The 24,319-nt window shown below is 72.0% G+C and carries 19 protein-coding genes; 10 read left to right on the top strand and 9 right to left on the bottom strand.

Translation table 11 applies throughout. The annotated features are described in order from the left end of the window. The first annotated feature begins 4 nt into the window (after nt 1–4). Nucleotides 5–898 carry a MaoC family dehydratase N-terminal domain-containing protein gene (locus OHA58_RS05175; RefSeq protein ID WP_405476868.1) on the top strand — a complete coding sequence of 298 codons (894 nt, stop codon included), beginning with the start codon at nt 5–7 and terminating at the stop codon, nt 896–898. Next, nucleotides 895–1,794, top strand: coding sequence for an HpcH/HpaI aldolase/citrate lyase family protein (locus tag OHA58_RS05170; RefSeq protein ID WP_405476867.1), 900 nt, complete (start codon nt 895–897; stop codon nt 1,792–1,794). Before OHA58_RS05175 ends, OHA58_RS05170 begins: the two co-directional genes overlap by 4 nt. 29 nt (nt 1,795–1,823) lie before the next feature. Here OHA58_RS05170 and OHA58_RS05165 read toward each other — a convergent pair whose 3' ends face one another. Continuing rightward, nucleotides 1,824–2,729, bottom strand: a complete 906-nt coding sequence (locus OHA58_RS05165) for a LysR substrate-binding domain-containing protein (RefSeq protein WP_405476865.1) — start codon at nt 2,727–2,729, stop codon at nt 1,824–1,826. A gap of 251 nt (nt 2,730–2,980) precedes the next feature. Between OHA58_RS05165 and OHA58_RS05160 the strand changes: the two genes are divergently transcribed. The 7 genes from OHA58_RS05160 to OHA58_RS05130 all read left to right on the top strand — a co-directional run bounded on the left by OHA58_RS05160 (nt 2,981) and on the right by OHA58_RS05130 (nt 10,446). After that, complete coding sequence (locus tag OHA58_RS05160; RefSeq protein WP_405476863.1) at nt 2,981–4,312, top strand: MFS transporter; 1,332 nt, start codon at nt 2,981–2,983, stop codon at nt 4,310–4,312. A gap of 52 nt (nt 4,313–4,364) precedes the next feature. Beyond that, the gene (locus OHA58_RS05155) at nt 4,365–5,513 is read left to right on the top strand and encodes an acyl-CoA dehydrogenase family protein (RefSeq protein WP_405476861.1); all 1,149 of its coding nucleotides are present in this window, start codon (nt 4,365–4,367) and stop codon (nt 5,511–5,513) included. Further along, complete coding sequence (locus OHA58_RS05150; protein ID WP_405476860.1) at nt 5,510–7,663, top strand: acetate--CoA ligase family protein; 2,154 nt, start codon at nt 5,510–5,512, stop codon at nt 7,661–7,663. Before OHA58_RS05155 ends, OHA58_RS05150 begins: the two co-directional genes overlap by 4 nt. After that, nucleotides 7,660–8,061, top strand: a complete 402-nt coding sequence (locus tag OHA58_RS05145; RefSeq protein WP_405476858.1) for a Zn-ribbon domain-containing OB-fold protein — start codon at nt 7,660–7,662, stop codon at nt 8,059–8,061. Before OHA58_RS05150 ends, OHA58_RS05145 begins: the two co-directional genes overlap by 4 nt. Then, nucleotides 8,058–9,215, top strand: a complete 1,158-nt coding sequence (locus OHA58_RS05140) for a thiolase (protein WP_405476856.1) — start codon at nt 8,058–8,060, stop codon at nt 9,213–9,215. The genes OHA58_RS05145 and OHA58_RS05140 overlap by 4 nt, the downstream gene beginning before the upstream one ends. A 25-nt stretch (nt 9,216–9,240) precedes the next feature. Beyond that, complete coding sequence (gene fabG, locus OHA58_RS05135) at nt 9,241–9,978, top strand: 3-oxoacyl-ACP reductase FabG (protein ID WP_405476854.1); 738 nt, start codon at nt 9,241–9,243, stop codon at nt 9,976–9,978. Between the two features lie 306 nt (nt 9,979–10,284). After that, nucleotides 10,285–10,446: a hypothetical protein gene (locus OHA58_RS05130; RefSeq protein ID WP_405476852.1), complete on the top strand. Its 162-nt coding sequence runs from the start codon at nt 10,285–10,287 to the stop codon at nt 10,444–10,446. 97 nt (nt 10,447–10,543) lie between these two features. Here OHA58_RS05130 and OHA58_RS05125 read toward each other — a convergent pair whose 3' ends face one another. The 8 genes from OHA58_RS05125 to OHA58_RS05090 all read right to left on the bottom strand — a co-directional run bounded on the left by OHA58_RS05125 (nt 10,544) and on the right by OHA58_RS05090 (nt 23,228). After that, nucleotides 10,544–11,884, bottom strand: coding sequence for a type VII secretion protein (locus OHA58_RS05125; RefSeq protein WP_405476851.1), 1,341 nt, complete (start codon nt 11,882–11,884; stop codon nt 10,544–10,546). Between the two features lie 626 nt (nt 11,885–12,510). Next, a complete protein-coding gene (locus OHA58_RS05120) occupies nt 12,511–13,164 on the bottom strand; it encodes an EsaB/YukD family protein (protein WP_405476849.1) in 654 nt (217 codons plus the stop codon). 13 nt (nt 13,165–13,177) lie between these two features. Further along, nucleotides 13,178–13,903 (bottom strand): pentapeptide repeat-containing protein, encoded by a 726-nt coding sequence (locus OHA58_RS05115; RefSeq protein WP_405476847.1) that lies wholly within the window; start codon nt 13,901–13,903, stop codon nt 13,178–13,180. Nucleotides 13,904–14,123: 220 nt separating this feature from the next. Continuing rightward, on the bottom strand, nt 14,124–16,748 hold the full coding sequence (locus tag OHA58_RS05110) for a TIM-barrel domain-containing protein (RefSeq protein WP_405484793.1): 2,625 nt from the start codon (nt 16,746–16,748) through the stop codon (nt 14,124–14,126). Between the two features lie 247 nt (nt 16,749–16,995). After that, a complete protein-coding gene (locus OHA58_RS05105; protein ID WP_405484791.1) occupies nt 16,996–19,788 on the bottom strand; it encodes an NHLP bacteriocin export ABC transporter permease/ATPase subunit in 2,793 nt (930 codons plus the stop codon). A gap of 67 nt (nt 19,789–19,855) precedes the next feature. Further along, on the bottom strand, nt 19,856–22,111 hold the full coding sequence (locus tag OHA58_RS05100; protein ID WP_405476846.1) for an NHLP family bacteriocin export ABC transporter peptidase/permease/ATPase subunit: 2,256 nt from the start codon (nt 22,109–22,111) through the stop codon (nt 19,856–19,858). Next, a complete protein-coding gene (locus OHA58_RS05095) occupies nt 22,096–22,899 on the bottom strand; it encodes an HlyD family efflux transporter periplasmic adaptor subunit (RefSeq protein ID WP_405476844.1) in 804 nt (267 codons plus the stop codon). The genes OHA58_RS05100 and OHA58_RS05095 overlap by 16 nt, the downstream gene beginning before the upstream one ends. A gap of 101 nt (nt 22,900–23,000) precedes the next feature. Then, nucleotides 23,001–23,228 (bottom strand): type A2 lantipeptide, encoded by a 228-nt coding sequence (locus OHA58_RS05090; RefSeq protein ID WP_405476842.1) that lies wholly within the window; start codon nt 23,226–23,228, stop codon nt 23,001–23,003. Nucleotides 23,229–23,625: 397 nt separating this feature from the next. On the opposite strand from OHA58_RS05090, the gene OHA58_RS05085 reads away from it, so the two are divergent. After that, nucleotides 23,626–24,240: a hypothetical protein gene (locus OHA58_RS05085; protein WP_405476841.1), complete on the top strand. Its 615-nt coding sequence runs from the start codon at nt 23,626–23,628 to the stop codon at nt 24,238–24,240. Nucleotides 24,241–24,319 lie beyond the last annotated feature (79 nt).

The following is a 24,319-nucleotide window of genomic DNA, read 5'->3' as shown; positions in this document are numbered from 1 at the left end:
AACCATGCCCCAACCAGACGTATCCCAGGGCGAGTTCGGGCTCGCTCGGTATCTGGACGCCTGGGCCCCGGCGCCCGTGACCCTGGACGATCCCGTCGCCGCCGCGCCCGTCGCCGCGCTGAGTCAGGTGCTCGACCAGGAGGCGGCCGTGGCCGGCGAGGGGGAGCCGTTGCCGCCGCTGTGGCACTGGCTGCACTTCCTCGAATGGCCCGCACAGCGGGAGCTGGGGGCCGACGGGCACCCCGCGCACGGCCACTTCCTGCCGCCCCTCCCGGACCGCAGGCGCATGTTCGCCGGCGGCCGCGCGGAGTTCACCGCGCCGCTGCGGGTGGGCGTGCCTGCCCGGCGTACGAGTTCCCTCGCCAAGGTCGAGATCAAGCGCGGCCGCACCGGCGAGATGGCCTTTGTGACGGTCCGTCATGAGATCGCGCAGGAGGGGGAGACGCGGGTCACCGAGGAGCAGGACCTCGTCTACCGCGTGGGCGAGGACGAGCGGCGGAGCGGGGGCTTCGGCCTCGACCTCGGTGAGGCCGAACCGTCCGACGCCGACTGGCAGTTGATCCTGCGTCCCTCGCCGACCCTGCTGTTCCGCTACAGCGCGCTGACCGCGAACGCCCACCGCATTCACTACGACGAGCCGTACGTGCGCGACGTCGAGGGCTACCCGGGTCTCGTCGTCCACGGGCCGCTCCTCGTCCAGCTGATGCTGGAACTCGCGCGCCGCGAGGCCCCGGAGCGGGAGATCCACACGCTTTCCTACCGGCTCCGCAAGCCCGTGTTCGCGGGCGAGCAGGTGTGTGCGCTCGGCGACGTGGCGGACGGCGGAGGGTCGGCAGGCATGCGGATCGCCACGCGTCGGGACGAGCGGCATGCGACGGCGGAGGTGACTTTCAAATGAGCGCTGAGCACACCACTGTCGAACCTGCGAGTGCCGACCCCGCGCGTCCCGAACTCGCCGGCCCCGCACGCCTCGGCAGGGACCGCACCCGCCTCGCCGCCGCCCGCACCCTTCTCTTCGTCCCGGGGCACCGCCCGGACCGGTTCGAGAAGGCGGCCGCGGCCGGGGCCGACGCCGTGATCATCGACCTGGAGGACGCGGTCGCGCCCGACGCCAAGGACGCGGCCCGCCGGCACGCCGCCGACTGGCTTGCGCGGGGCGGGGACGCGGTGGTGCGGATCAACGCGCCCGGCACGCCTTGGTGGGACGCCGACCTGGACCTCGTCACCGCGTTCGGCTGTCCGGTGATGCTGCCCAAGGCCGAGGACCCCGAGGTGATCGCGCGGATCGCGGAGATCTGTGCCGTGATCCCGCTCGTCGAGACGGCGTCCGGGATCGAGCGCGCCCTCGAGGTGTGCTGCGCGCCCGGAGTCGTCCGCGCGGCCTTCGGCAGCGTCGACCTCGCCACCGAGCTGGGCGTGCGCCACGACGACACCCTGGCGCTGGCGTATGCGCGGTCCCGGCTGGTCATGGCGTGCGCTGCCGCCGGTGTCGCGCCCCCGCTGGACGGCGTCACCACCGCGCTCGACGACGCAGACGCCCTCGCGCAGGACATCCACCACGCCCGACGGCTCGGCTTCGGAGGCAAACTCTGCATCCATCCGAGGCAACTCCCCGCGGTGGCCGAGGGGTTCGCGCCTTCGGGCGAGGAGCTGGCCTGGGCCAGGAAGGTGCTCGCCGCGGGCGACGCGGTGTCGTCCGTGGACGGCGTAATGGTCGACAAACCGGTGCAGGAGCGGGCGCGACGGCTGCTCGGGGCGGAGCTCACCACCGGCCCTGCGGGAGAGATGGCGTAAGGCGGAGGATCAGGGGACGCCCGGCGATGTCACGTCGCCGGCAGTTCCCGGAGCCCGTCGGCGAACCCGTCGACCAGGTCGACGAGCGCCGCCACCGCCGGATCGGTGTCGTCCGCCCGCCAGGCGAGGCCGAGCGGGAGGGCCGGGGCGTCAAGGACCGGGACCAGCGTCACCCCCGGCACCGCCAGATGCCCGGCGGAGTCCGGAGTGAGCCCGATGCCGACGTTCGCCCCCACCAGGGAGAGAAGGGTGTGGGTGTCGGGCGCGTCCTGGACGATGCGCGGGGTCGTGCCCTGCGCCAGGAACGCCGACAGCACCAGGTCCCGCACGATCGAGCCCCGGCCGGCCGGATAGCTGACGAAGGGCACGCCCCGCAGATCGGCGAGGGTCAGCGACTCCCGTGCGGCGAGCGGGTGTTCGGAGGGTACGGCCGCGACCAGCGGGTGCCGCAGCAGCTCCCGCACCCGCAGCCCGGTGTCCGGCAGCGGGAGCCGCACCAGACCCGCGTCCGCCTCCCGCAGGTGCAGGCGCTCGGCCAGCTCGCCACCGTAGTAGGGGCCGACGATGTCGAGCCTGACGGTGGGGTGCCGCAGCCTGAACTCGCGGGCAATGGCGAGGAGTTCGCGGTACGACGTGGGGCCGCTGAACGCCAGCCGCACCACCCCGGTGAGCCCCTCCGCCGCGCGGTGCGCCGCGAGCTTCGCGGCTTCCAGGGAGTCGAGCGCGGACCGTACCTCGGTGAGGAACGCCGCCCCGGCGGCGGTGAGTTCGACGCTGCGGGTGGTGCGGTGCAGCAGCTCGACGCCGACGTCCTGCTCAAGACGCTTGATCTGCTGCGAGAGCGGCGGCTGCGACATGTGCAGCCGGGCCGCGGCCCGGCTGAAGCTGAGCTCCTCGGCGACCGCGACGAAAGCCTGCAGACGGCGCAGTTCCATGCCCTTCCACCCTCCACCTCCGCCGGAAGCCGTTTCGTTCCGGTGCGTCGAGATTATGTCGCCCAGGCGAATAAATCGATGGCCAACAATGTGTTAGTTGCATCACACATCCGGTGATACGGTAAATTTCACCAGACGCGAAAAGCGGCCGCACGGAGGCCGGAATTCAATAAGCGCGCCATTGGCCCAACTACCCACGTGAGACGGGCTTTCGGTGAATCCGAATTGCCTCCCGAAGGAGTGTGGCAAGGGTGAGACGCAAACTCGTCGCAGACGAGAAGATGGGGCGGCGAGCGGGAATTGCCGCATTCATCGGAACCACCATCGAGTGGTACGACTTCTACATATTCGGGACCGCGTCGGCGATTGTTCTCGGGAAACTCTTCTTCCCCGAGGCGTCACCCGCCGTCGGCGTCCTCGCATCCTTCGCGACGTTCTGGATCGGCTTCGTCGCCCGCCCCCTCGGCAGCATCGTCTTCGGGCACCTGGGCGACCGCATCGGCCGTAAGAACACGCTCATCGCGACGCTTCTCCTCATGGGCGTCGCCACCGCGGGCATGGGCCTGCTGCCCACGTACGACACGGTCGGCGTCCTGGCCCCGGTCCTGCTCGTCCTGCTGCGCGTCGTGCAGGGCGTCGCCGTGGGCGGCGAATGGGGCGGAGCCGTACTCATCGCGACCGAACACACCGAGCGGCGCCGCGGGTTCCTCTTCGGCGCCTTCGCCCAGCAGGGCTCGCCCACCGGCCAGATCCTCGCCGTCCTCGCCTTCACCGCCGTCACGCAGCTCCCCGACGCCGCCTTCGTGACGTGGGGCTGGCGCCTGCCCTTCCTCGCCTCCGCGCTGCTCGTGATCGTCGGTCTGATCGTGCGGATGCGCATCCAGGAATCCCCCGAACTGCTGCGGCTCAAGGAGACGGAACAGGTCGCACGGCTGCCCCTCGTCGAGCTGCTGCGCACCCACAAGACGACGGTCGCGCTCGGGCTCGCCGCCTCCGTCATCGCGTACGTCGCCTCGTACCTCAAGAACACCTTCGCCCTGTCCTGGGCCACCAACGACCTCGGCATGTCCCGCGACAGCATGCTCACGATCATCCTGCTCGCCACGGTCGCGCAGTTCGTCGCCCAGCCCTTCGGCGCCGTCCTCGGCAGCCGCTGGAACACCCGCAAGGTCGTCACCGTCCTGCTGATCCTCGAGATCCCGGCCATGCCCGTGCTGTTCTGGCTGATCTCGACCCGCAGCTTCGGCCTCACCCTGCTCGGCATGGTCATCGCGACGCTGCCGCACGTCATGTTCTACGCACTCCTCGCCGGCATGCTCGCCCAGGCGTTCCCCGCCCGCGTCCGCTACACCGGCATCTCGGTGTCGTACTCCGCGGCCGGGATGCTCTTCGGCGGCGGCACGCCCCTCATCGGGCAGGCGCTGCTCACCGCCACCGGGTCGATCGTGCCCGTCGTGGCCTTCGCCGTCCTGATGGTGCTGCTCTCGCTCTTCGGTGCCCGCGCCCTGCTCGCGCGCACCGCGGCCGCCGAGGAGCGGGACGCCGTGGCGGCAGACGCGACGCAACAGCCCGCCGCGCTCTGACGATCAGTCAAGTAACAGGCCGGACAGGCCCCGACATGAGGGAGACACAGTCATGGACTCCGATGTCTTCGAGGACATCCTGCGCACCGTGAAGGACTTCGTCCGCGGTGAAGTCGTGCCGCTGGAGGAGGAGATCGAGCAGAGCGACGCCATACCCGAGCGGCTGCGGCGCGGCGCCGCCGACATGGGCCTGTTCGGCTGGGCGCTGCCCGAGGAGTACGGCGGGCTCGGCCTCGACATGCGCCAGGACGTGCGCCTGGCCATCGAACTCGGCTGGACCACACCGGCGTTCCGCTCCATGCTCGGCACCAACAACGGCATCGCGGGCAAGGCCCTGGTGAACTTCGGCACGCCCGAGCAGCAGAAGCGCTGGCTGCCCGCGCTCGCCACCGGTTCCGCCGTCGCCTCGTTCGCCCTCACCGAGGACGGCGCGGGCTCGGACCCCAGCGGCGTACGCACCCGCGCCGTCCGCGAGGGCGACGGCTGGGTCCTGTCCGGCGCCAAGCGGTTCATCACCAACGCCGACCACGCCGACCTGTTCGTCGTCTTCGCGCGGACCGACCCCGACGCCGAGGCCCACCGCGGAATCTCCGCCTTCCTCGTGGAGAGCACGGCGCCGGGCGTACGGATCGGGCCGCCTGACCGCAAGATGGGCCAGCGCGGCGCCCACACCGCACCGGTCTACTTCGACGACGCGCGGGTCCCCGCCGACGCCGTACTCGGCGGTGAGCCCGGCACCGGATTCCGCGCCGCGATGGCCTCCCTCACGCGCGGCCGCCTGCACATCGCGGCCCTGTGCGTCGGCCTCGCGGCCCGCGCACTCGACGAGGCCGTGCGCTACGCCGCCACCGCCGAGCAGGGCGGCGAGTCCATCGGCCGCTTCCAGCTCGTCCAGGAACTCCTCGCCGAGTCGCACGCCGAACTCCTCGCGGGCCGCTCCCTGGTGCTTGCCGCCGCCGAGGCGTTCGACGCGGGCACCGACACCCGCATGGGGCCCTCCAGCGCCAAGCTGTTCTGCAGCGAGATGGTGTGCCGGGTCGTCGACCGCGCCGTTCAAGTGCACGGCGGCAGCGGCTACATGAGCGACTCGACCGTCGAGCGCCTCTACCGTGACGCGCGCCTCTTCCGCATCTACGAGGGCACCAGCGAGATCCAGAAACTCATCATCGGCAAGGGGCTGCTGCGGGAGGCCCGGGCATGAGCGCGCGACCGTCCCGCACGGACCTCGTCGACACCCTGCTCCACCCCCGCTCGATCGCCGTACTCGGCGCCTCCGACAACCCCCGAAAGCTGTCGGGGCGCCCCATCGACTACCTCAAGCGCTTCGGATACGCGGGCCGCATCCTGCCCGTGAACTCCCGCCGCGCCACCGTCCAGGGCCTGCCCGCCCACCCGACCCTCGACGCGATCGACGGCGACATCGACCTCGCGATGGTCATGCTCGACGCCGCCCACGCGGCCGACGGCATCCGGGCGTGCGGCCGGCGCGGCATCAAGGCGGCGATCGTCGCGGCCGCCGGTTACGCCGAGACCGGCGAACAAGGAGCCGAACTCCAAAGGGAGTTGAAGGCAGCCGCCGAGGAGAGCGGCGTCCGCGTCCTCGGGCCCAACTGCCTCGGCCTCATCAGCGTCCACGACCGGGCGGTGCCCACCTTCACGTCGGCGCTCGACGAGAACATCGAACTGCGCCCGGGCCCCGTCGCGTTCGTCAGCCAGAGCGGCGCCTTCGGCTCGTTCATCTTCAGCGAGGCCCGCCAGTACGGCATCGGCCTCGCCCACTACGTCAACACCGGCAACGAGGTCGACATCTCGGTGTCCGAACTCCTCGGCGCGTTCGCCGCAACCGACGAGTCGAAGGTCCTCCTCGCCTACCTCGAAGGCGTCAGCGACGGCCCCGGGCTCCTCGACGCGGCCCGCGCCGCGCACGCGGCCGACAAGCCCGTCATCGCCGTGAAGGTGGGCCGCTCCGCCGCCGGTGCCCGCGCCGCCCAGTCGCACACCGCGTCACTGGCCGGCGAGGACCGCGTCTTCGACGGCGCGGCACGCCAGTTCGGCCTCACCCGCGTGAGCGGCGTCGAACCCATGCTGGACGCCGCCCAGATCTTCGCCACCGGCCGCCGCACCAGGGGCCGCCGCCTCACCACCCTCTCCCTGTCGGGCGGCGCCGGAGTCCTCATGGCCGACGAGGCCGCCACCCACGGCATCGCCGTCGACACCTGGGACGAACAGTGGCAGCGGCGCATGGCCGGCGTCATCCCCCCGTTCGGCTCGCCCCGCAACCCCGTCGACCTGACCGCCGCGCTCGTCAGCGAACCCGACATGCTGCGCCGCGCCCTCGACGTCGCCCTCGAACACCCCGGAACCGACATGATCGGCGTGCTGCTCGGCAACGCCGACGGCGACATCGACGAGCTGACCGACGCCATCGCGAAGGCGCACGGCTCCACCGACCAGCCGCTCGTCGTCGTCTGGACCGGCGGCAACGGCAGGGCGCGGCAGCGGCTCCGCGAGCTGGGCGTGCCCTGCTACAGCGACCCGGGCCGGGCCGCCGCGGCCCTCGGGCACCTCGCCGACTTCAGCCTTCGCCCGCCCCTTCCGACGGGCGCACGCCCCACGGGCACCGACCCGCAGGCCGCCCGCGCGGTCATCGACGAGGGCCGCGCCCAGGGCCGTACCAGGCTCGACGAGTACGAGTCGGCCCGGCTCATCGCCGCCTACGGACTCCACTGCGCGCAAGCCCGCACCGCGCGCGACCCCGAGGAAGCCGTACGGGCGGCGGCGGACCTCGAAGGGCCCCTGGCCGTCAAGCTGCTGTCGGCAGACATCGCCCACAAGAGCGACATGGGGGGCGTGCGGCTCGGCCTGACCACGCCGGACGGCGTGCGTGACGCCGCGCGGGACATCCTCGCCGCCGCGGCCCGCGCGGGCGTCGGCGACGCGCGGCTCCTCGTGCAGCGCATGGCGGGCGGCGACCGCACCGAGCTGATCCTCGGCATCCAGCGCGACGCCGCGTTCGGGCCCGTCGTGGTCGCCGGGTTCGGCGGTGTCCTCGTCGACGTACTCGACGACAGCCAGGTCGCCGTGGCCCCCGTCGACCACGCGGGGGCGGTGCGCATGCTGCGCTCGCTGCGCGCGGCGCGGGTCCTCGACGGGGTGCGCGGCGCGCCCGCGCGCGACGTCGACGCCGTGGCGGACGCGCTCGTCCGCCTGTCCTGGCTCGCCACCGACCTCGCCGACGACCTCCTCGAACTCGACGTGAACCCGCTGCTGTGCGGCGCGGCGGGCGACGGCGCCGTCGCCGTGGACTGCCTCGCCCTGCTGAGCGCCCCTTCGGAACAGGACGCACGATGAACCCACTCGCCCCCCGTGAAGACGCCGTGACACCGGAACACCGGTCCCCGGCCCTCGCCCACCGCGCCGGCCTCAGCCGCGGCGAACTGCGCTACCAGCGCTGCGCGCACTGCGCGTCCGCCGTCTTCCCGCCCCGCACCCTCTGCCCCGACTGCGGTGCGCAGAAGCTGAGCTGGGAACGCAGCACCGGTGACGGCACCGTGTACGCGACCACCGTCGTGCGCGGCCGCGACAGCGCGCACAACGTCGTACTCGTCGACCTCGACGACGGCTTCCGCATGATGTCGCGGGTCGAGGGGCCCGCTCCGGAGGACGTCGCGATCGGCGACCGCGTCCGGTTCCGTACGACAGCGGACGGCGACACCGCCGTCTTCGAGCCGAAGGAGGACGCCCGATGACACAGTCGCTGCGCGGCAGGGCCGCCGTCGTCGGCGTGGCCGAGTCCGACCTCGGCGAGGTCGCCCCCGGCCTCACCCACCTCGACCTCGTCGGCCAGGCCACCGCCCGCGCCCTCGCCGACGCGGGCATCGCCAAGTCGGAGGTCGACGGCCTATTCACCGCCTCGTCGTACCTGCCGATGGCCGCCATGGACACCGCCGAGTACCTCGGCATCCGCCCCCGCCACCTCGACGGCACCAACATCGGCGGCAGCTCCTTCGTCTCCCACCTCCTGCACGCGGCCGCCGCGATCGAGCAGGGCCTGTGCACCACCGCGCTGATCGTGTACGGCAGTACGCAGCGCTCCGACGGCGGCCGCCTCGTCTCCCCGACCAGGCCGGACCCGTACGAGGAGCCGTACGGCCCCCGCTACCCGCTGAGCATGTACGCGCTCGCGACCTCGCGGCACATGTACGAGTACGGGACCACGCGGGAACAGCTGGCCGATGTGGCGGTCGCGGCGCGGGCGTGGGCGCAGCTCAACCCGGCCGCCTTCGAACGCAAGCCGCTCACCCGCGAGGACGTCCTCGGCTCCCGTATGATCAGCGACCCGCTGACCGTACGGGACTGCTGCCTCGTCACCGACGGCGGCGGCGCCCTCGTCGTCACCTCGGCCGAGCGGGCCCGCGACCTGGCCGCCGCGCCCGCCTATCTGCTCGGCGGGGGCGAGGCCACCTGGCACCGCAACATCTCGCGGATGCCCGACCTCACCGTGACGGCGGCGACCGAGTCCGGACGCCGCGCCTTCGACATGGCGGGGCTCACCCCGGGCGACGTGGACGTCGTCGAGCTGTACGACGCGTTCACCATCAACCCCGTCCTGTTCCTGGAGGACCTCGGGTTCTGCGCCAAGGGAGAGGGCGGTCCCTTCGTCGCCGACGGCGGCATCGCGCCCGGCGGCAGGCTCCCCGTCAACACCAACGGCGGCGGCCTCTCGTACGGCCACCCCGGCATGTACGGCATCTTCACCGTCATCGAGGCCGTACGCCAACTGCGCGGCGACTGCGACGAACGCCAGGTCGACGGGGCCCGCGTCGCCCTCGCCCACGGCAACGGAGGCGTGCTCTCCAGCCAGGTCACCGCGCTGCTCGGCACCGCCGAAACCCTCAACTGACGTATCCGGCAAGGAGATTCAACCCATGCTGCACGGCAGGAGCGCCCTGGTCACCGGGGCCGCCAAGGGGATCGGCCTCGCCATCGCCACGGCCTTCCACAAGAACGGCGCGCGCGTCGTCATCGCCGACATCGACGGGCCCGCGGCCGAGGCGAGCGCCCGCGCCCTCGACTCCACCGGCACCCAGGTGGCCGCCGTCACCTGCGACGTCACCGACGCCGACGCGGTGAAGGCCGCCGTACGCGGCTGTGCCGAGCGGTTCGGTTCCCTCGATGTGATGGTCAACAACGCGGGCATCACACGGGATGCCACCCTGCGCAAGATGTCCGAGGCCGACTTCGACGCGGTCGTCGACGTCCACCTCAAGGGGGCCTGGCTGGGCACCCGAGCGGCCGCCGAGGTCATGCGCGAGCAGGGGAGCGGCTCGATCGTCAACATCTCGTCGATCTCCGGCAAGGTCGGCATGGTCGGACAGACCAACTACAGCGCGGCCAAGGCCGGTCTCGTCGGCCTCACCAAGGCCGCCGCGAAGGAACTCGCCCACCGGGGCGTACGCGTCAACGCCGTCCAGCCCGGCCTGATCCGCACCGAGATGACGGAGTCCCTGCGCGAGGACATCTGGAACGCCAAGCTCGCCGAGGTACCGATGCGCCGCGCCGGCGAACCCGAGGAGGTCGCGGGCACGGTCCTGTTCCTCGCCTCCGACCTGTCGTCGTACACGACGGGCTGCGTCCTGGAGGTGGCGGGCGGCCGGTTCATCTGACGGGCCGCCGGGCGTGCGGTCAGTCCGTGGCGCTCTCCGGCGAGACGGACCGCGCCACGGGTTCGGGTGAGGGGGAGGGTGCGGCCGCGGGCATCGGCTTCGGGCTCGGCTTCGGTGCCGGTGGTGCCGATGGGTCGGCCCGGTCGGGCCCCGGTCGTGGGAGCCGGGTCCCGGTGGAGCGCTCGTCCGTCCGGTGTTCCAGCTGGGGGTGAACTCAGCGCGGGCGGTGACGTCTGCGGCGAGTGCGATGTGATGGACTGCGGCATCGGCCGAGCAGTACCGGACGCCCGATCGAAGGGACACAGCATGGGCCTTGGCATCATCGTCGTGCCGCTGTTCCTCTATCTCGCCCTGGTGACGCCGCTGTGCGTCAAGGTCGGCGAAAAGACGTCGGAGAGGACGGGCTGGTTGATGGCCGCAGGCCTCGTCGTCCCTCCGGTCGCCCTGTTCATCGCCCTGCTCACCTAGGGCCTTTCGCCTGGATCAGGCTGGGCTCGCGGGGTCTGGTCTCGTTTGAGGCGTGCCGGGCTCGCGAGGTCCGGCACGCCCAACTGCCGTGCCGCCGCTACCTCGCCGCCCGCTGCACCGCCTCGGCCGCCAGACCCGTGGCCGCTCGGCGCGTCGCCTCCGACAGGAGTGCCGTCCGGATGGGGCCTCCCGCCGCCAGATGACGGTCGTACGGCAGGTGCACCACCGCGACCCCCGTCTCGCGCAGATGGGCGGTCGCCGCCTTCAGGTCCAGCGTCATGTCGGGCGCGCTCGACGTGAGTGCGACGACGGTACTGGCCAGAGCCGCCTTCGGCAGCTGCGCCAGCCAGTCGAGCACCACGCGCGTGCCGCCCACACCCTCCACCGTCATCGGGGCGACGACCACCCGCGCGTGCGCCGTGTCCATCGCCGTACGCGCCACCTCGCCCGGCAGCGTCTCGCAGTCCACGACCATCATGGCGAAGTAGCGCCGCAGGGCGAGCGACACGGTCCGGTACGTGGGCACGTCCAGCGGGGCGCCGACGCGGCCCTGGCTCGCCGGCAGCAGCCAGCCGCCGTCGGTGACCGGCACGAGATAGCCGGTGACGTCGATGAGTTGCATCGACGGTTTGAGGATCTGCGCCAGGTCCGGGCACGACCAGCGCACCGACTCGGCACCGAGCCGCACCGGCAGCGTGCCGAGAGCGGCGTCCGCTTCCAGCGCGAGCACCGGGTCGTGGCGGTAGTGGTTGAGGGTGCGGGCGAGGAGGGCGGACACGGTGGTCTTGCCCACCCCGCCGCGGATGGACGTCACGGCGACCACCCGGCCGTTGGACACCGGCTGCTGCAACTCCCGTGCGAGACGCGTCTCTTCGGACACCTCCTGCGCGGCGGACGAGGCGAGCCTGCGCAGTGAACGCCCGGTACGCCGGGCCACGGTGTCCCCGTGCTGAGGCCGCCCGAGCGAGCCCGCGAGCCGCGGGTCGACGGTGGGGACGGATTCGGGGGTGACGGCGGGGAGGCGGGAGTTCCGCGAGCGGGAGTTGGGGGCGACTGCGGGCGTGTGCGGCTGGGGGGCCGGCGCGGGCACGGGTGTGTAGGGGGCGGGGAGTCCTGAGGGGGCCGGAGCGGGCGGCAGCGGTGAGGCCGGGGTGTACGGGGGTGGGGTGGGCGCCGGGGTGTGGGCGGGGGCGTCGGGGGTGGGCGGGGCGTCCGTGATGTCGGCTCGGGGGTTGGGGGTCGGTGCGCCGGGGGCCGGGGTGGGGGTGGCTGCCTTCGGGACGGGCGCGGCGTTCGTGATGTCGGCTCGCGGAGTGGGGGTTGGTGCGTCCGGAGCCGGGGTGTGGGTGGCTGTTACCGGGACGGGCGGCGCGGCGTCCGTGATCTCGGCCGGCGGTACGGGTGTTGGTGTGGCCTTCGTCTGGATCTCGATGGACACGTTCGGTATCGCAGAGGAGCCCGTGCCGATGGGTCGGGGCGCTGGCGCCGGGGGCTCTGGGGCCGCCGGCGCGTCGGCGGGGGCGTCGGTTGATGCCTCCGGGACCGGTGCCGCGTCCGTGACGTCGGCCTTGAGCAGAGACGCTGGCGCGCCCGGCGCCGGGGCATGCGCGGGTGCGGGCGCCTCAGAGGTGGCGTCCGCGTCCGCCGGCGGAGTCGGACGGCCCGCTCGGCCTGCCGCCAGGCGCGCCGCCAGTGACGCCGTCCGGCGCGGAACCGGGGTGGACGTCTGGCGCGGCGCCGGGGTGACCGTCCGGGGCTCCGGCCCATCCGTTGCGTCGGCGTCCGGGTCGAGCGGCGGTGAGGGCGAAGGGCCGGGGCCCGCGCCCGGTGACGGGGCCGTGTTGGGGCGCCGGCGCGGAAGCCGGGCGCGCCCGGGCGCGGGCGGTGGCGCCACTGAGGTCTCCGCCTCGCCACCTGCCCCGGAGTCCTGCCCCGCCACCCCGGAACCCGGCACCTCAGACGCCGCCATCCCGCCGTCCTCCCCGCCCAGTTGTGCCTGGGTCTGCCTGAGCAGGTCCCTCAGTACGTTGTTCTGCCAGTCGCTCTGCGTCATTCCCCGAGCCCTTACGCGAAGGTGCCGAGCAGACGCCCGTACACACCGAACACGCCGATCACCAACGGGAGCAGCGCGATCACACCGACCGATTCGAGTACGTCGCCGACGCGGCGCAGCCGGACCCGCACAGGTTCTGCGGGCCGCACGGCGAGCACCCCGAGCGACATCAGCGCGAGTACGACCAGCGCGGCGGGCGGCCCCACCGCGCCCGAGCCGTCGTGCCCGGCGAGGAGCGTGCCGCCGACGGCGGACAGCGCGTCCGCCTGGCCCTGGCGTGCGAGGAGTCCGGCGAGAACGGCCCAGACGACCGTGGCCGCACCGGCCACCACCCTGCGGGCGGCGGGCCGCCGGCGCCAGGTGCGCAGGTCGATGCAGATGTCTTCCGCAGACGTGGACGCCGATCCTTCGCTGCGTACGAGGCGCAGCACCGCACCGTCGGACACACCCGCGGACTCCAGCGTGCTGTCGGGTTCGAGTGCCGACCCGTCGGCGGCGATGAGGCGGTCGTGCGGGGAGCTGCCGTCGTCGAGGAGGCGCAGGACTTCCGGCGGGAGCACGCCGAGCGGCTCGCGGGACGGCAGGACGAGTTCGACACGTCTGCGCGCACCCACCAAGGTGACTCGGCTCAGCGCCGTACGGCTCAGTGGCCCCGTCGATATCACGCGTTTGAACCTATCATCGGGCCGAAGACGTGCTGGTCGGCGTGGTGGACGGGGTCCCGGCGGGAGGAAATGGCCGGTTGCGTACGTTCCCTGCGGTCCCGCTGGTCCGGGAATCGAGGACCTGGACGGTCGCGCCGCGGCTGTTCAGCCACTCTTCGAGTGCGAGGCCGGACAGCTCGCGCGGCGGACCGTTTCCTTCGAGGCGTGCGGGACCGAAGACGGTGCCGGTGAGGCCCTCGACGCGCGTGCGGTCGTCGAGAACCGCCTTGAGGGACGTCTCGCGCACCGAGGCGCCGGCGAGGTCGGCGCCGTCCAGACGCGCGTCGAGGAACGAGGCACCGTTGAGCCGCGCGCCGCGGAAAGAGGCCGCCCGCGCGTCGACGCCGTAGAGCTCCGCGCTGCCGAGATTCGCCTCCACGAAGACCGCGCCCCTCAGGTCGGCCTCGTCGAGGATCGCCTTCGTCAGGCAGGCGCGGGAGAGATCGGCACCTTCCAGGACCGCGCCTTCCATGTGCGCGCGATACAGGTCCGTGCCGATGAGCCGGGCGCCGCGCAGCACGGTCCCGGTGAGCAGCCCCACGGCCAGGTCGAGGCCGGAGAGGTCGGCGTGGGACAGGTCGAGTTCCGCCACGTCGAGCAGGGAATCCCCTTGCTCCGCCCATGACGTGAGAACGGCGGCGGCCTCGGGGTTGGCGGGCGCAACGCGGACACGACGCCGCGAATCGGCCGTAGCGGACACCCTCACCCCTTTCTCCGTGCTCTCGCGCGGACGCATTGGGGGACATCGTACGAGCAGCCCGCGTCGCACAAGCAAACCGCCTGGTGCGGTGTGGGGGTGGGGGTGGGGCCAGCGCCGGGAATCCGGCGCGGCCCCGAAGGCAGTTGACCCGGAGTGCAGGCAATGGCCGAGGGCGGGCCCGCACCAGCGGACCCGCCCTCACCTCACTCCGTACCGTGGATCAGCGCCGCAGCGTCACCGTGAAGTCGCGGTCGAGGGACTGGCGCGCGGTCTTCACCGTCGTCACTCCCGTGTCCGCGTCGTAGTACCAGCCGGACCCGGCCGCGGCGAGCGCGTCCGCCGAGCCGACGCGGGGCAGGGTGCGCCCCTCCGCCGACACCCGGTGCGGCGCGCTCTCGCCGTGGACGGTGAACCGGTAGGCGCGGGCGTCGGGCTTGTTCTTGTAACTGCCCTTGCTCGCACCGACGTTGACCTCGGTCGCGTGCTCGCCCTGGTCGACGGTGACGTGCTGCGTCGCCGACGCGCCCTTGGCGAAGTCGCGGGTCACCCCGTCGTCCTCGTACAGCGTGTAGGAGGAGCGGCCCTGCGGGTACACGTCCCAGTCCAGCTCGTGGACGTCACGGGACTTGTACGATGTCGTCCCCTTCGGCCACATCGGCACGACCGCACCGGACTTGACGAAGAGGGGGAGCGTGTCGATGGGCGCGTGGTAGCCGTCGATCGTGGTCGGACCGTGGTACGTCTTGCCTGTCCAGTAGTCCGTCCACGTGCCCTTGGGCAGGTAGATGCCGTCGCGGGTGTCCGAGTCCTTGTAGACCGGGGCGACCAGGAAGTCGTCGCCCGCCAGGTACTCGTACTTGGCGTTCGCGCCCAGCGTGGCGGGGTCGTCCGGGTACTCCAGGTAGAGCGGGCGCACCCCGCCGACGCCGGTCTTCGCCGCCTCGGCGGACAGCGTGTACAGGTACGGCAGCAGGCGCTCGCGCAGCTGGAGGTACTTGCGGTTGATGGATGTGTAGGGCTCGCCGTCCACCCACGGCTGCTGGTTGATCTTCTGCTTCGTGGTGATGTCCCGCGCCCAGCCGTCCATCGTCATGATGGCCGGCAGGAACGTCTTGGCCTGGAGGTCACGCGCGTACATCTTGGCGTCGTGGCTGTAGATGCTGCCGACGTCACCGGTGTTGTACGCGATGCCCGACATCGTGGCGCCCGCGTACGTCGGGATCTGCCAGCGCACGAAGTCCCACGACAGCTTCTGGTCGCCGCTCCACAGCACGCCGCAGCGCTGCGCGCCCGCCCACGAGACGGGCATCCAGACGAAGCCGCGCGCGTCGCTGTTGTCCTCGATGCCGGCCTTCGCCTTGTCGCAGGCGTCCAGGGACATGCCGTAGCCGTTGCCGATCCAGGCGACGTCGAGCTTCGCGACACGCTGCCCGGCCTTCACCTGCTCGGCGAGCTTGCCGATGCCGTCCTGGGTCCACAGGCCCATCTCTGCGCCCCGGTCCTGGAGGCCCTTCGCGGTCTCGGCGAGGTTCTCGTAGCCGCAGCCGTAGCCGTCGTTGACGAGCATCCAGCCGAGCGGCATCTGGTTGTCGACGTACCCGTCGGCGACCTTCAGTGAGTCGAGGGTGTGGCGCTCGCCCTGATTGGCGTTGTGGAGATAGCAGTCGGCGTCGCCGGGTTCGAGGCCGTACACCGGCGGCATGAACGGCTTGCCGACCAGCGACGTGTAGCCGCCGATCACCTTCTTCGCGTCACCGAGGAAGTAGTACGCGTCGAGGCGGCGCTCCTGCTGGCCCGCGTGGACCGAGGGGCCGAAGTCGTAGACGCCCGGGGCGAAGGTGTTGCGGTAGACGCCGTAGCCCGCCGAAGAGAGGTAGAACGGCTGCGAGTTGTTGTAACCGCCCTCGTTCCAGTTGGTGTTGTTCGCGACGTAGACCGTCTTGTCGCGGTGCGAGAACGAGCCGTTCTGCTCGCCGCCGCCGAAGAACTGCTCATCCTTGCCGCGCTCCAGGCTCTGCCGCATGCCGCCGGTGGACCAGCGCAGGGGCTTGTCCTCCTGCCAGATCCGCGTCCGGTTGTCGGCCTTGTAGAGGCCGAAGCGCAGCGGCTTCTTGTAGACGCGCAGGACGGCGCCGGCGGAGCGGATGCCGTAGTACGCGCCCGCGTCGAAGGACGACGTGTGCTGGTCGAGGGCGGGCTGCTTGCGCACGATCTGCGAGCCGGCCGGATCGCTGAACGTGCCGGACGGGTCGGCCTGGAGCCGCAGTTGACCGCCCGTCAGGAAGTCGGCCCGCGCCTTGAGGGCGCCGGCCCCGATGGTGTAGCTGCCGTCCTTGCCCGTGAAGGAGGTCAGGTCGCCCGCGTCGGTCGTCTCGGGCAGATAGGCCTTGCCGACGAAGGAGTTGTCGTGCACGTCGTAGGGGACGACCACGACGTGGTACGTGCCGTTGGCCTTCGGGATCACCGTGGCCTCGGGGTCGGCGGTGCCCGCGCTGGCGGCGACCTGCTTGCCCGCGTCGTCGAACACGTACATGTCGAAGTCGTCGGTGGGCTGCTTCGCCCACTCGATCGAGACGGGCACGCCGCCCTCGGGGTTGTCGTCCCAATAGCCGTCAGGGACCGACACCTTGAGGTCGAAGCGGTCGCACACCTTGTTGTCGGGGTCGTCCGCGGCGGCCGGGCACTTGCCGGGATCGCCCACGGTCCCCGCGGCGTACACCGGGCTCTGCCACGTCACGCTCTTGTGGCCGTCGTCCAGGACGCCGCTGCCGGGGGTCGCCGCCTTCGCCTGCTGGGCGGGGGCCCCGAGCAGGGTCGCGCCGAGGAGTGCGGCCGTGCCGATCACCGCCAAGGTGCCCCCGCGAGACGGTCGTTGCCGTCTCAGCCGCCGTTGCCGCAGTCTTCGCAATCCGTGCAAGGTGCATCTCCGCTCAACCCGAGTGACCCGTGGAGCCCGGCCGGTCGATGTTTACCAGTGCTTGAACTATTGCCGTTTCGAGCAACTTCGAGCACGAAGTTCACAGGGTTCAGGGGTTCTGTCAATGTCCTTGCGCGGGCTGCGGCCCTTGCGCGAGCCGCGTTCCCTGCGCGGGCTACGCCATCTGACGCCGCACCAGCTCGTGCAGCCGTCCGTTCGTGTCCGCGAGCAGCTGGGCCGGCGGTCCCTGCTGGACGACGCGGCCGTCCGCCATGACGATCACCCGGTCCGCGTCCATCACCGTGGACAGGCGGTGCGCGATGACGACGCGCGTGGCGTTCAGGGCGCGGGTGCTGTCGATGACGGTGCGCTGGGTCTCGTTGTCGAGCGCGCTCGTGGCCTCGTCGAAGAACAGGATGCGCGGCCGGCGGATCAGCGCCTGCGCGATCATCAGGCGCTGGCGCTGGCCGCCGGAGATGGCGCCGCCGCCGGCGATCATCGTGTGCAGGCCCATCGGCATCCGCTTGATGTCCTCGGCGAGCCCCGCCATCGCCGCCGCCTCCCACGCCTCCTCCTGCGTGAACACCTCGGCGCCGCAGATGCAGTCCAGGATCGAACCGGTCAGCGGCTGCGCATTCTGGAGCACGACGCCGCACTGCCGGCGCACGGCGGCCTGGTCGAGCGCGCCGAGGTCCTGGCCGTCGTACAGGACACCACCGGAGACCGGTTTGTCGAAGCCGATGAGGAGGCGCAGGAGCGTGGACTTGCCGCAGCCGCTCGGCCCGACGACCGCGACGAACTCGCCCGGCCTGATCGACAGGTTCACGTCGTCGAGGACGAGCGGCCCGTCGTCCGTGTACCGGAAGGACACGCCGCGCGCCTCGATCTCGCCGGTCAGCTCGCCCGGCTGGGTGCTGGCGGCCCGCACCTCGGGCGCCTCGTCGAGGACGGGCTTGATCTGCTCGAACATCGGCAGGACGGCCGCCGCGGAGATCAGGGCGCCCGTGAGCTGCGTGACCGACGACAGCAGCATCGTCACCGCGGTGCTGAACGTGAGGAAGTCGCCCGCGGAGAGGGTGCCCCGCGCGGGGCCCGCGAGCAGCATGAACATCACGAGCGAACACAGCGGCAGATAGACCGCGTTGAGGACCGTCGTCAGGTTCTTGATGCGGCCCGCGCGCCGCTGGAGCTCCCGGCTGCGCGCGAACTCCCCGGCCCACGAGGCGTACGCGAAGCTCTCCGCCCCCGCGACCCGCAGCTTCGGCAGGCCGCGCAGCGTCTGGAACGCCTGGTTGTTGAGCTTGTTGCCGAGAACGACGAGACGGCGCTGCCAGCGCAGCTCCCACAGCCCGAGCGTGAGGAACACGCCCGCGATCACCGCGAGCATGGCGAGCGCGGTCAGTGCCAGGGGGACGCTGTAGAGGAGGAGCAGGACGAGGTTCATCGCGCCGACCGTGCCGGACTGCACCACCACCGGCCCCACGCCGGACATGAGGCGGCGGATCGAGCTGATGCCCATGGCGGCGCTCGCCAGCTCGCCCGTCGACCGCGACGCGAAGAACCGCGTCGGCAGCCTCAGCAGGCGGTCCCACACGGCGGGTTGGAGCGCGCTCTCGATCCGGCCCTCCATGCGCAGGATCGTCAGGTTCTGCAGCAGCATGAACGCGGCCGACACGATGCTCGTCACCATCACCGCGAGGGAGACCTGCACGATGAGGTCCGTCTGGGCGTTCGGCACGTACACGCCGAGCACCCGCCCGGTGGCGACCGGCACCAGGGCCCCGATCGAGACCGTCACGAGACCGGCGAGCAGCAGGTTGCGCACGTCGGCCCGGGTGCCGCGCGCGCTGAACCGCAGTAGCCGCAGTGGGCTCAGCGCCCGGTCGGGCAGCGGCCGGTACAGCATGACGGCCCGCGTTTCGAACTCCTCCGCGTTGTCCTCGTCCACCCGGGTCCGCCGCCCGCTCGACGGATGCACTGCCTCGTACCCGCCGCGCCGCCACAGCAGTGCGACCGGGGTGCCGGACGCCGCGCGGTGACCCACCAGGGGACCCGCGTTCTCGCGCCACCAGCGCCCGTCGAGGCGGACCGCGCGGGTGCGGATCCGTGAGGCGACGGCGACCTGCTCGACCGGGTCGACGCGGTCGCTGACGGCGCCGCTCCGCTCGGGCGCCGTCAGCTTGATCCCGGCCGCGGTCGCGACCAGCTTGCATGCGGCGTACGTCGCGTCGTCCCCGTTCCCGGAGGAGGAGCCGCGCCGCGCACCCCCCTTGCCCTGGCGGCCGATGGACGCGAGCAGCGTCCGGTCGGCCTCCTCGCGGACGGTCTCGCCCGCCTTGATCCCGGCCGCGGTCCGGGTCTCGTGCGCGCTCTCCAGGCGTTCGATCCACCGGTCGAGTGCCGACAGGAGACGGAACTGCTGGTTGACCATGCGCTGCCACATCGAGCCGTCGACGAGCAGCTCGCCCACGGTGTCCGCGCTGTACGACGCCCCGTACTGCACGCTGCCCGGCAGGATCGGCAGCCACAGGATGTCGTCGTCGCCCACGGAGTCGTCACCGGCCGTCCGGCCGTCGAGCGGCGCCTCGAACAGGACGCGCTGGCTGCGCCCCACACCCAGGGCGAAGGCGTGCTCGAGGAGGCTGAGGGCCGCGTCCTGGGTGTCGTACTGGCTGAGGTACTGCTGGTCGTACGACCACGAGGCGTCGCCGTAGTCGGGGCGCTGGAGTTCGCGCAGACCGATACGGCGCAGCAGGCAGCCCTGCAACGGGCGGCCCACCAGCGTGTGCTGGGGTCCCTCGACCGGGCCGAGCAGCAGGGTGCCCGCCTCCAGGCGTCCGAGGAAGTGCCAGTGGCCCTGGGCGGCCGCGTCGACCGCGAACAGGTCGAGCGCGCCCTGGACGACCAGCCACAGGACCTGCGGTCCTTCGAGGTCCAGGCTGCGCATGCCGGCGCAGTCCACCGGCATGCCCAGGGAGCCGAACGAGGCGGTCACCTGGTCGCCGGCCGCGTACTCCTGATCTGCGTACGTCACGTCAGTGCTCCTTGACCAGCTCGGCGTACGGCCCGCCGGCGGCGACGAGCGCCTCGTGCCGGCCCCGCTCGACGATCTGGCCGTGGTCGAGGACGACGATCTCGTCGCTGTCGCGCACGGTGCTGAGGCGGTGCGCGATCACGACGCAGGCGCAGCCGCGGCGCCGCAGATTGTCGATGATGAGCTGTTCCGTCTCGGCGTCGAGCGCGCTGGTCACCTCGTCGAGCACGAGGATGCTCGGCCGGCGCACCAGGGCCCGTGCGATCTCCAGGCGCTGGCGCTGACCGCCGGAGAAGTTCCGCCCGTCCTGCTCGACCCGGCCCTGGATGCCGCCGGGCCTGCGCGCGATGACGTCGTACAGCGCCGCGTCCTTGAGGGCGTCGACGACGGCCTCGTCCGGGATCGACGGATCCCACAGGGCGACGTTGTCACGGACCGTGCCCTCGAAGAGGAACACGTCCTGGTCGACGAAGGACACCGACGCCGACAGGGCGCCCCGCGGGATGTCCTCCAGACGCTGCCCGTCGATCCGGATCGTGCCCTCCCACGGGCTGTAGAGCCCGGAGATCAGCCGGGACACCGTCGACTTGCCGCTGCCCGAGCCGCCGACGAGCGCCACCTGCTGACCGGGGCCGACCGCCAGCGAGAAGCCCGTGAGGAGCGGCTTGTCCAGCGGGCTGTACCCGAACGTGATGTCGTCGAGCGTGACGTGTCCCTTGAGGCGGCGCGTGCTCGCCGCCGCGTCGGGCCGCGTGTACAGGGCGTCCGCCGGGAAGCTCTCCACGTCCTTGAGGCGCGCCACGTCGGCGGCGAAGTCCTGGATGCGTCCCGCGACACCGTTGAGGCGGGTGATCGGCGCGGTGAACCGCGTGACGAGCGCCTGGAACGCCACGAGCAGACCCACTGACAGGTGTCCCTCGACCGCGCGCAGGCCGCCGATCCACAGGATCAGGGCGCTGTTGAGCGTCGCCAGGGTCGGCGCCACGATGCCGAGCCACGCGCTCGGCACCCCGAGCCGCTGCTGCTCCTCCAGCGTGGTCGCGTGCTGCCCCGCCCAGCGCCGGAAGTACCCGTTCTCGCCGCCCGTCGCCTTCATCGTCTCGATGAGCTGAAGGCCGGTGTACGAGGTGTTGGTGAGCCGCGCCGTGTCCGCGCGCAGCTTCTGCGTACGGGTGGCCCGCAGCCGGATCACGATCCGCATCGCGACGACGTTCCCGAGCGCGATGCCCACCCCGACGAGCGTGAGCTGCGGGTCGTACGTCCACAGCAGCGCCGCGTACAGGAGCACCACGACACCGTCGACGCCCGCCGCGGTCAGGTCACGCGCGAGCGTCTCGGAGACCGCGTCGTTCGACTGGAGGCGCTGCACCAGATCGGCCGGACTGCGCTGCGCGAAGAACGTCACCGGCAGCCGCAGCAGATGGCCGAAGAACCGGGCGCTGCTCAGCGTCGACGCGATGACGCGCCCGCGCAGCAGATTGGCCTGCTGGAGCCAGGTGAGCACGGCCGTGAGCGCCACCATCGCGCCCATCGACGCGAACAGCGCCCCGAGGAGCGAGGTCTGCTCACCGATCAGGAACATGTCGATGTACGTGCGGCTCAGCGCGGGCAGCGCCGCGCCGACCGCGACGAGCAGGAGGCTGGCGAGCAGCGCCGCGAGCATCGTGCCCGTCGTGCCGCGAAGGCGGGCGGGCAGCGCCCGCAGGACGCCGGGCCTGCGCCCGCCCGGGCGGAAGCCGTCGCCGGGTTCGAGGACGAGGACGACGCCCGTGAAACTGGTGTCGAAGTCCTCGGAGGGCACGAACCTGCGGCCCTTGTCCGGGTCGTTGATGTGCACGCCGCGCCGCCCGAAGCGCCGGCCCATGCCGTCGTAGACGACGTAGTGGTTGAACTCCCAGAACAGGATGGCGGGCGCCTCGACCTCCGCGAGCGCGGCCGGCTCCATCTGCATGCCGCGCGCGGTCATCCCGTAACTGCGGGCCGCCTTCAGGAGGTTGCTGGCCCGCGAGCCGTCGCGCGAGACGCCGCACGCGATGCGCAGCTCCTCCAGCGGGACGTGGCGGCCGTGGTGCGCCAGGACCATCGCGAGGGACGCGGCGCCGCACTCGACGGCCTCCATCTGGAGGACGGTGGGCGTGCGGACGGTGCGGTGCCGGCGCCGCGGCGGCTTCGGCGCGGGGCGCGCGCGGCGGCGGCCGTGTCCGGCCGGGGGCAGCTGCTGCTGGACTGCGGGGGAGGGGCTCACGGGAGCAGCCAATCGATCGGGCGCTGCTCGGCGAGGTGCACGGCGCCGGAGGCGGGGGTCATCGAGTCGAGCGCGTACGGGGGGCCGCCCTTGGACGACCAGGCGTAGCCCGACTTGGTGGAGGGCGACGCGACGAGCTTCACGAGGACCGCGACCGTCGGGCCGTCCTTAGTGAACTGCGTGGCCAGTTCCTTGTCGCCGAGGAACGCCTCGACCCGCTGACTGCTCTGCGCGCCGCGTCCGACCGCCTGCACGCGGCCGCGCAGCATGCCGTACTGCTGGGACGGTGCCGACTGGACGGTGAGGTCCACGTCCGCTCCGACGGGCACGGTGCCCGCGCGGTCCGCGGGGACGTACAGCATCGCGAGGAGGGGGTCCTTGGCGCCGGTCTTCTCGACGGTCGCCACGTCGGAACCGGTGGTGACGACCGCGCCGATCCGGGCGACGAGTGTGGTGACGCGGCCCGCGTCGACGGTCCGCACATAGCGGTCGCCCTGCGGTGTACTGACCTTGAGGAGCGGGGAGTTCGCGGCGAGGCGCTGCCCCTCCTTGGCGAGCACGCCCGTGACCTGACCGGTGACGGGGCTCTGGAGGACGTAACTGCCCTGCGCGTGGGTGAGGACGCCGGGGACCCGCAGCGTCGAGGAGAGCGACCCGGTCACCGCCCACACGGACGCGGCCGCCATCACGACGAGGGTCACGGCCAGCGCGAGTACGCCCTGGGGCCTGGCGAGCCGCACGGGAAGGTCGAGTTCCTCGGGCGACTGCAGTTTGGACAGGGCCTGTTGGCGGAACTGCACGACGTACTTCCCTTACGTGTCTTCCGGTCCGGCGAGGTGCCGGGAGTGCCCAAGGGCCCCGGAACCGGGGGGAGGTTCCGGGGCCCTGGCAGAGCCGTGGCTCAGAGACCAGCGGTCAGGCCGGTGGCCAGGCCGGTGACGGCGGCGGTGTTGACGCCGGTCAGGCCCTCGACGGTGCCGGTCAGGCCACCGACGACGCCGGAGATGGGGGCGATGGAGTCGGCCGCGCCGGTCACGTTGGCGGCCAGACCGCCGACGAGGCCGCCCGACACGTTGTCGAGGTCGGCGTCGGAGATCTCGAGGGTCTCAACCTGGGGGGTGGAGTTCATGATGTGAGCTGCCCTTCTCATTGGTAATTCCAGAATGCGTGAATCACTTGCGTAACTCCCGCAGTGCGGAGGATCAAAGCACGCCAACGCCTCGCACATCCAATCGGAAGGTCCCCGGTCAGAGGCTGTGCGGGCACGTAATTACCGCCGCGTGCAGGAGTGTTCACGTCGTGGGAGCAGACCCTTCACAGGATCCACAGGTCCGAATTTGCGAGCGGGCTCCATGAATTTCTGCAAAATGGACACTCCCGTATTTTTGGCCTGGGTCACATTTGAGGGTTGTGCGCATTCACAGCACACCGTGACCGGACTGCGCATTCGGTGTGCAGGTTTGCTGGAGGGGTGCGCGGGACCGCAGGGGGGTTGTCTCCCGGGCCCCGCCGTGAACAATGGGGCGATGCTGGAGTTGTCGCAGGACACAGGTGTGACGCTGCCCGGCGGTGCGGGGGCGGTGCGGTTCGGGATGACACCCGACGAGGTGCTCTCCCAACTCACCGAGGGCGCGATCACGCGCAGGCGGCAGTGCATGACGCTGACGCGCGAGCAGTACCCGGAGCTGCGGCACGCGCACGACGCCTGGCTCAACGGGCTTCTCCACGAACCGGACTGGGCCTTCGAGGCGGAGTTCGACGGCGTCACGCTCGGCTTCCGGGGCGGCGGCCCCGGAGCGGCGGACCGGCTGTCCCGGCTCGACGTCACCACCACGGTCCCCGCCCCCGCGACGCCGGTCGCCTGGGACGACATAGACCTCTTCGGCTACCCGGCGGGCGAGGTCGCCGAGGCCCTGCCCGAGGCCACGCGGATGCCGGACGGCCCGGCGGCGGGAGCCGGCCGGACCGCCACCGGCCTGGTCGTCGAGACCGCGGGACTGAGCCTGTCCCTGCTGACGCCCGCGGCGGCCGGCCAGCGCGTCGTGCTGCTCGGACCCGACGCCCGGTCCTGGCAGGCGTGTTGCGACGGCGCGTGGGAGTGCGCGAAGGAAGGGGACGCACTCACCGGGATCATGCGGTGACCACGCGCGCTACAGCGGCGGTGCGCAGACGGCGATCGGCGCGGCGAACGCGGGACCGTCCGCCGGGGTGAGCCCGCCG

It is taken from the genome of Streptomyces sp. NBC_00009 (assembly GCF_045040855.1).
GTDB classification, from domain to species: domain Bacteria; phylum Actinomycetota; class Actinomycetes; order Streptomycetales; family Streptomycetaceae; genus Streptomyces; species Streptomyces aureus.
This window is presented reverse-complemented; position numbering and strand designations above follow the sequence as displayed.

Coding starts and splice junctions, on each gene's coding strand:
- OHA58_RS05175 (WP_405476868.1), top strand. CDS start 5: ATGCCCCAACCAGACGTATCCCAGGGCGAGTTCGGGCTCGCTCGGTAT.
- OHA58_RS05170 (WP_405476867.1), top strand. CDS start 895: ATGAGCGCTGAGCACACCACTGTCGAACCTGCGAGTGCCGACCCCGCG.
- OHA58_RS05165 (WP_405476865.1), bottom strand. CDS start 2,729: ATGGAACTGCGCCGTCTGCAGGCTTTCGTCGCGGTCGCCGAGGAGCTC.
- OHA58_RS05155 (WP_405476861.1), top strand. CDS start 4,365: ATGGACTCCGATGTCTTCGAGGACATCCTGCGCACCGTGAAGGACTTC.
- OHA58_RS05150 (WP_405476860.1), top strand. CDS start 5,510: ATGAGCGCGCGACCGTCCCGCACGGACCTCGTCGACACCCTGCTCCAC.
- OHA58_RS05145 (WP_405476858.1), top strand. CDS start 7,660: ATGAACCCACTCGCCCCCCGTGAAGACGCCGTGACACCGGAACACCGG.
- OHA58_RS05140 (WP_405476856.1), top strand. CDS start 8,058: ATGACACAGTCGCTGCGCGGCAGGGCCGCCGTCGTCGGCGTGGCCGAG.
- fabG (WP_405476854.1), top strand. CDS start 9,241: ATGCTGCACGGCAGGAGCGCCCTGGTCACCGGGGCCGCCAAGGGGATC.
- OHA58_RS05130 (WP_405476852.1), top strand. CDS start 10,285: ATGGGCCTTGGCATCATCGTCGTGCCGCTGTTCCTCTATCTCGCCCTG.
- OHA58_RS05105 (WP_405484791.1), bottom strand. CDS start 19,788: ATGCCGGTGGACTGCGCCGGCATGCGCAGCCTGGACCTCGAAGGACCG.
- OHA58_RS05090 (WP_405476842.1), bottom strand. CDS start 23,228: ATGAACTCCACCCCCCAGGTTGAGACCCTCGAGATCTCCGACGCCGAC.
- OHA58_RS05085 (WP_405476841.1), top strand. CDS start 23,626: ATGCTGGAGTTGTCGCAGGACACAGGTGTGACGCTGCCCGGCGGTGCG.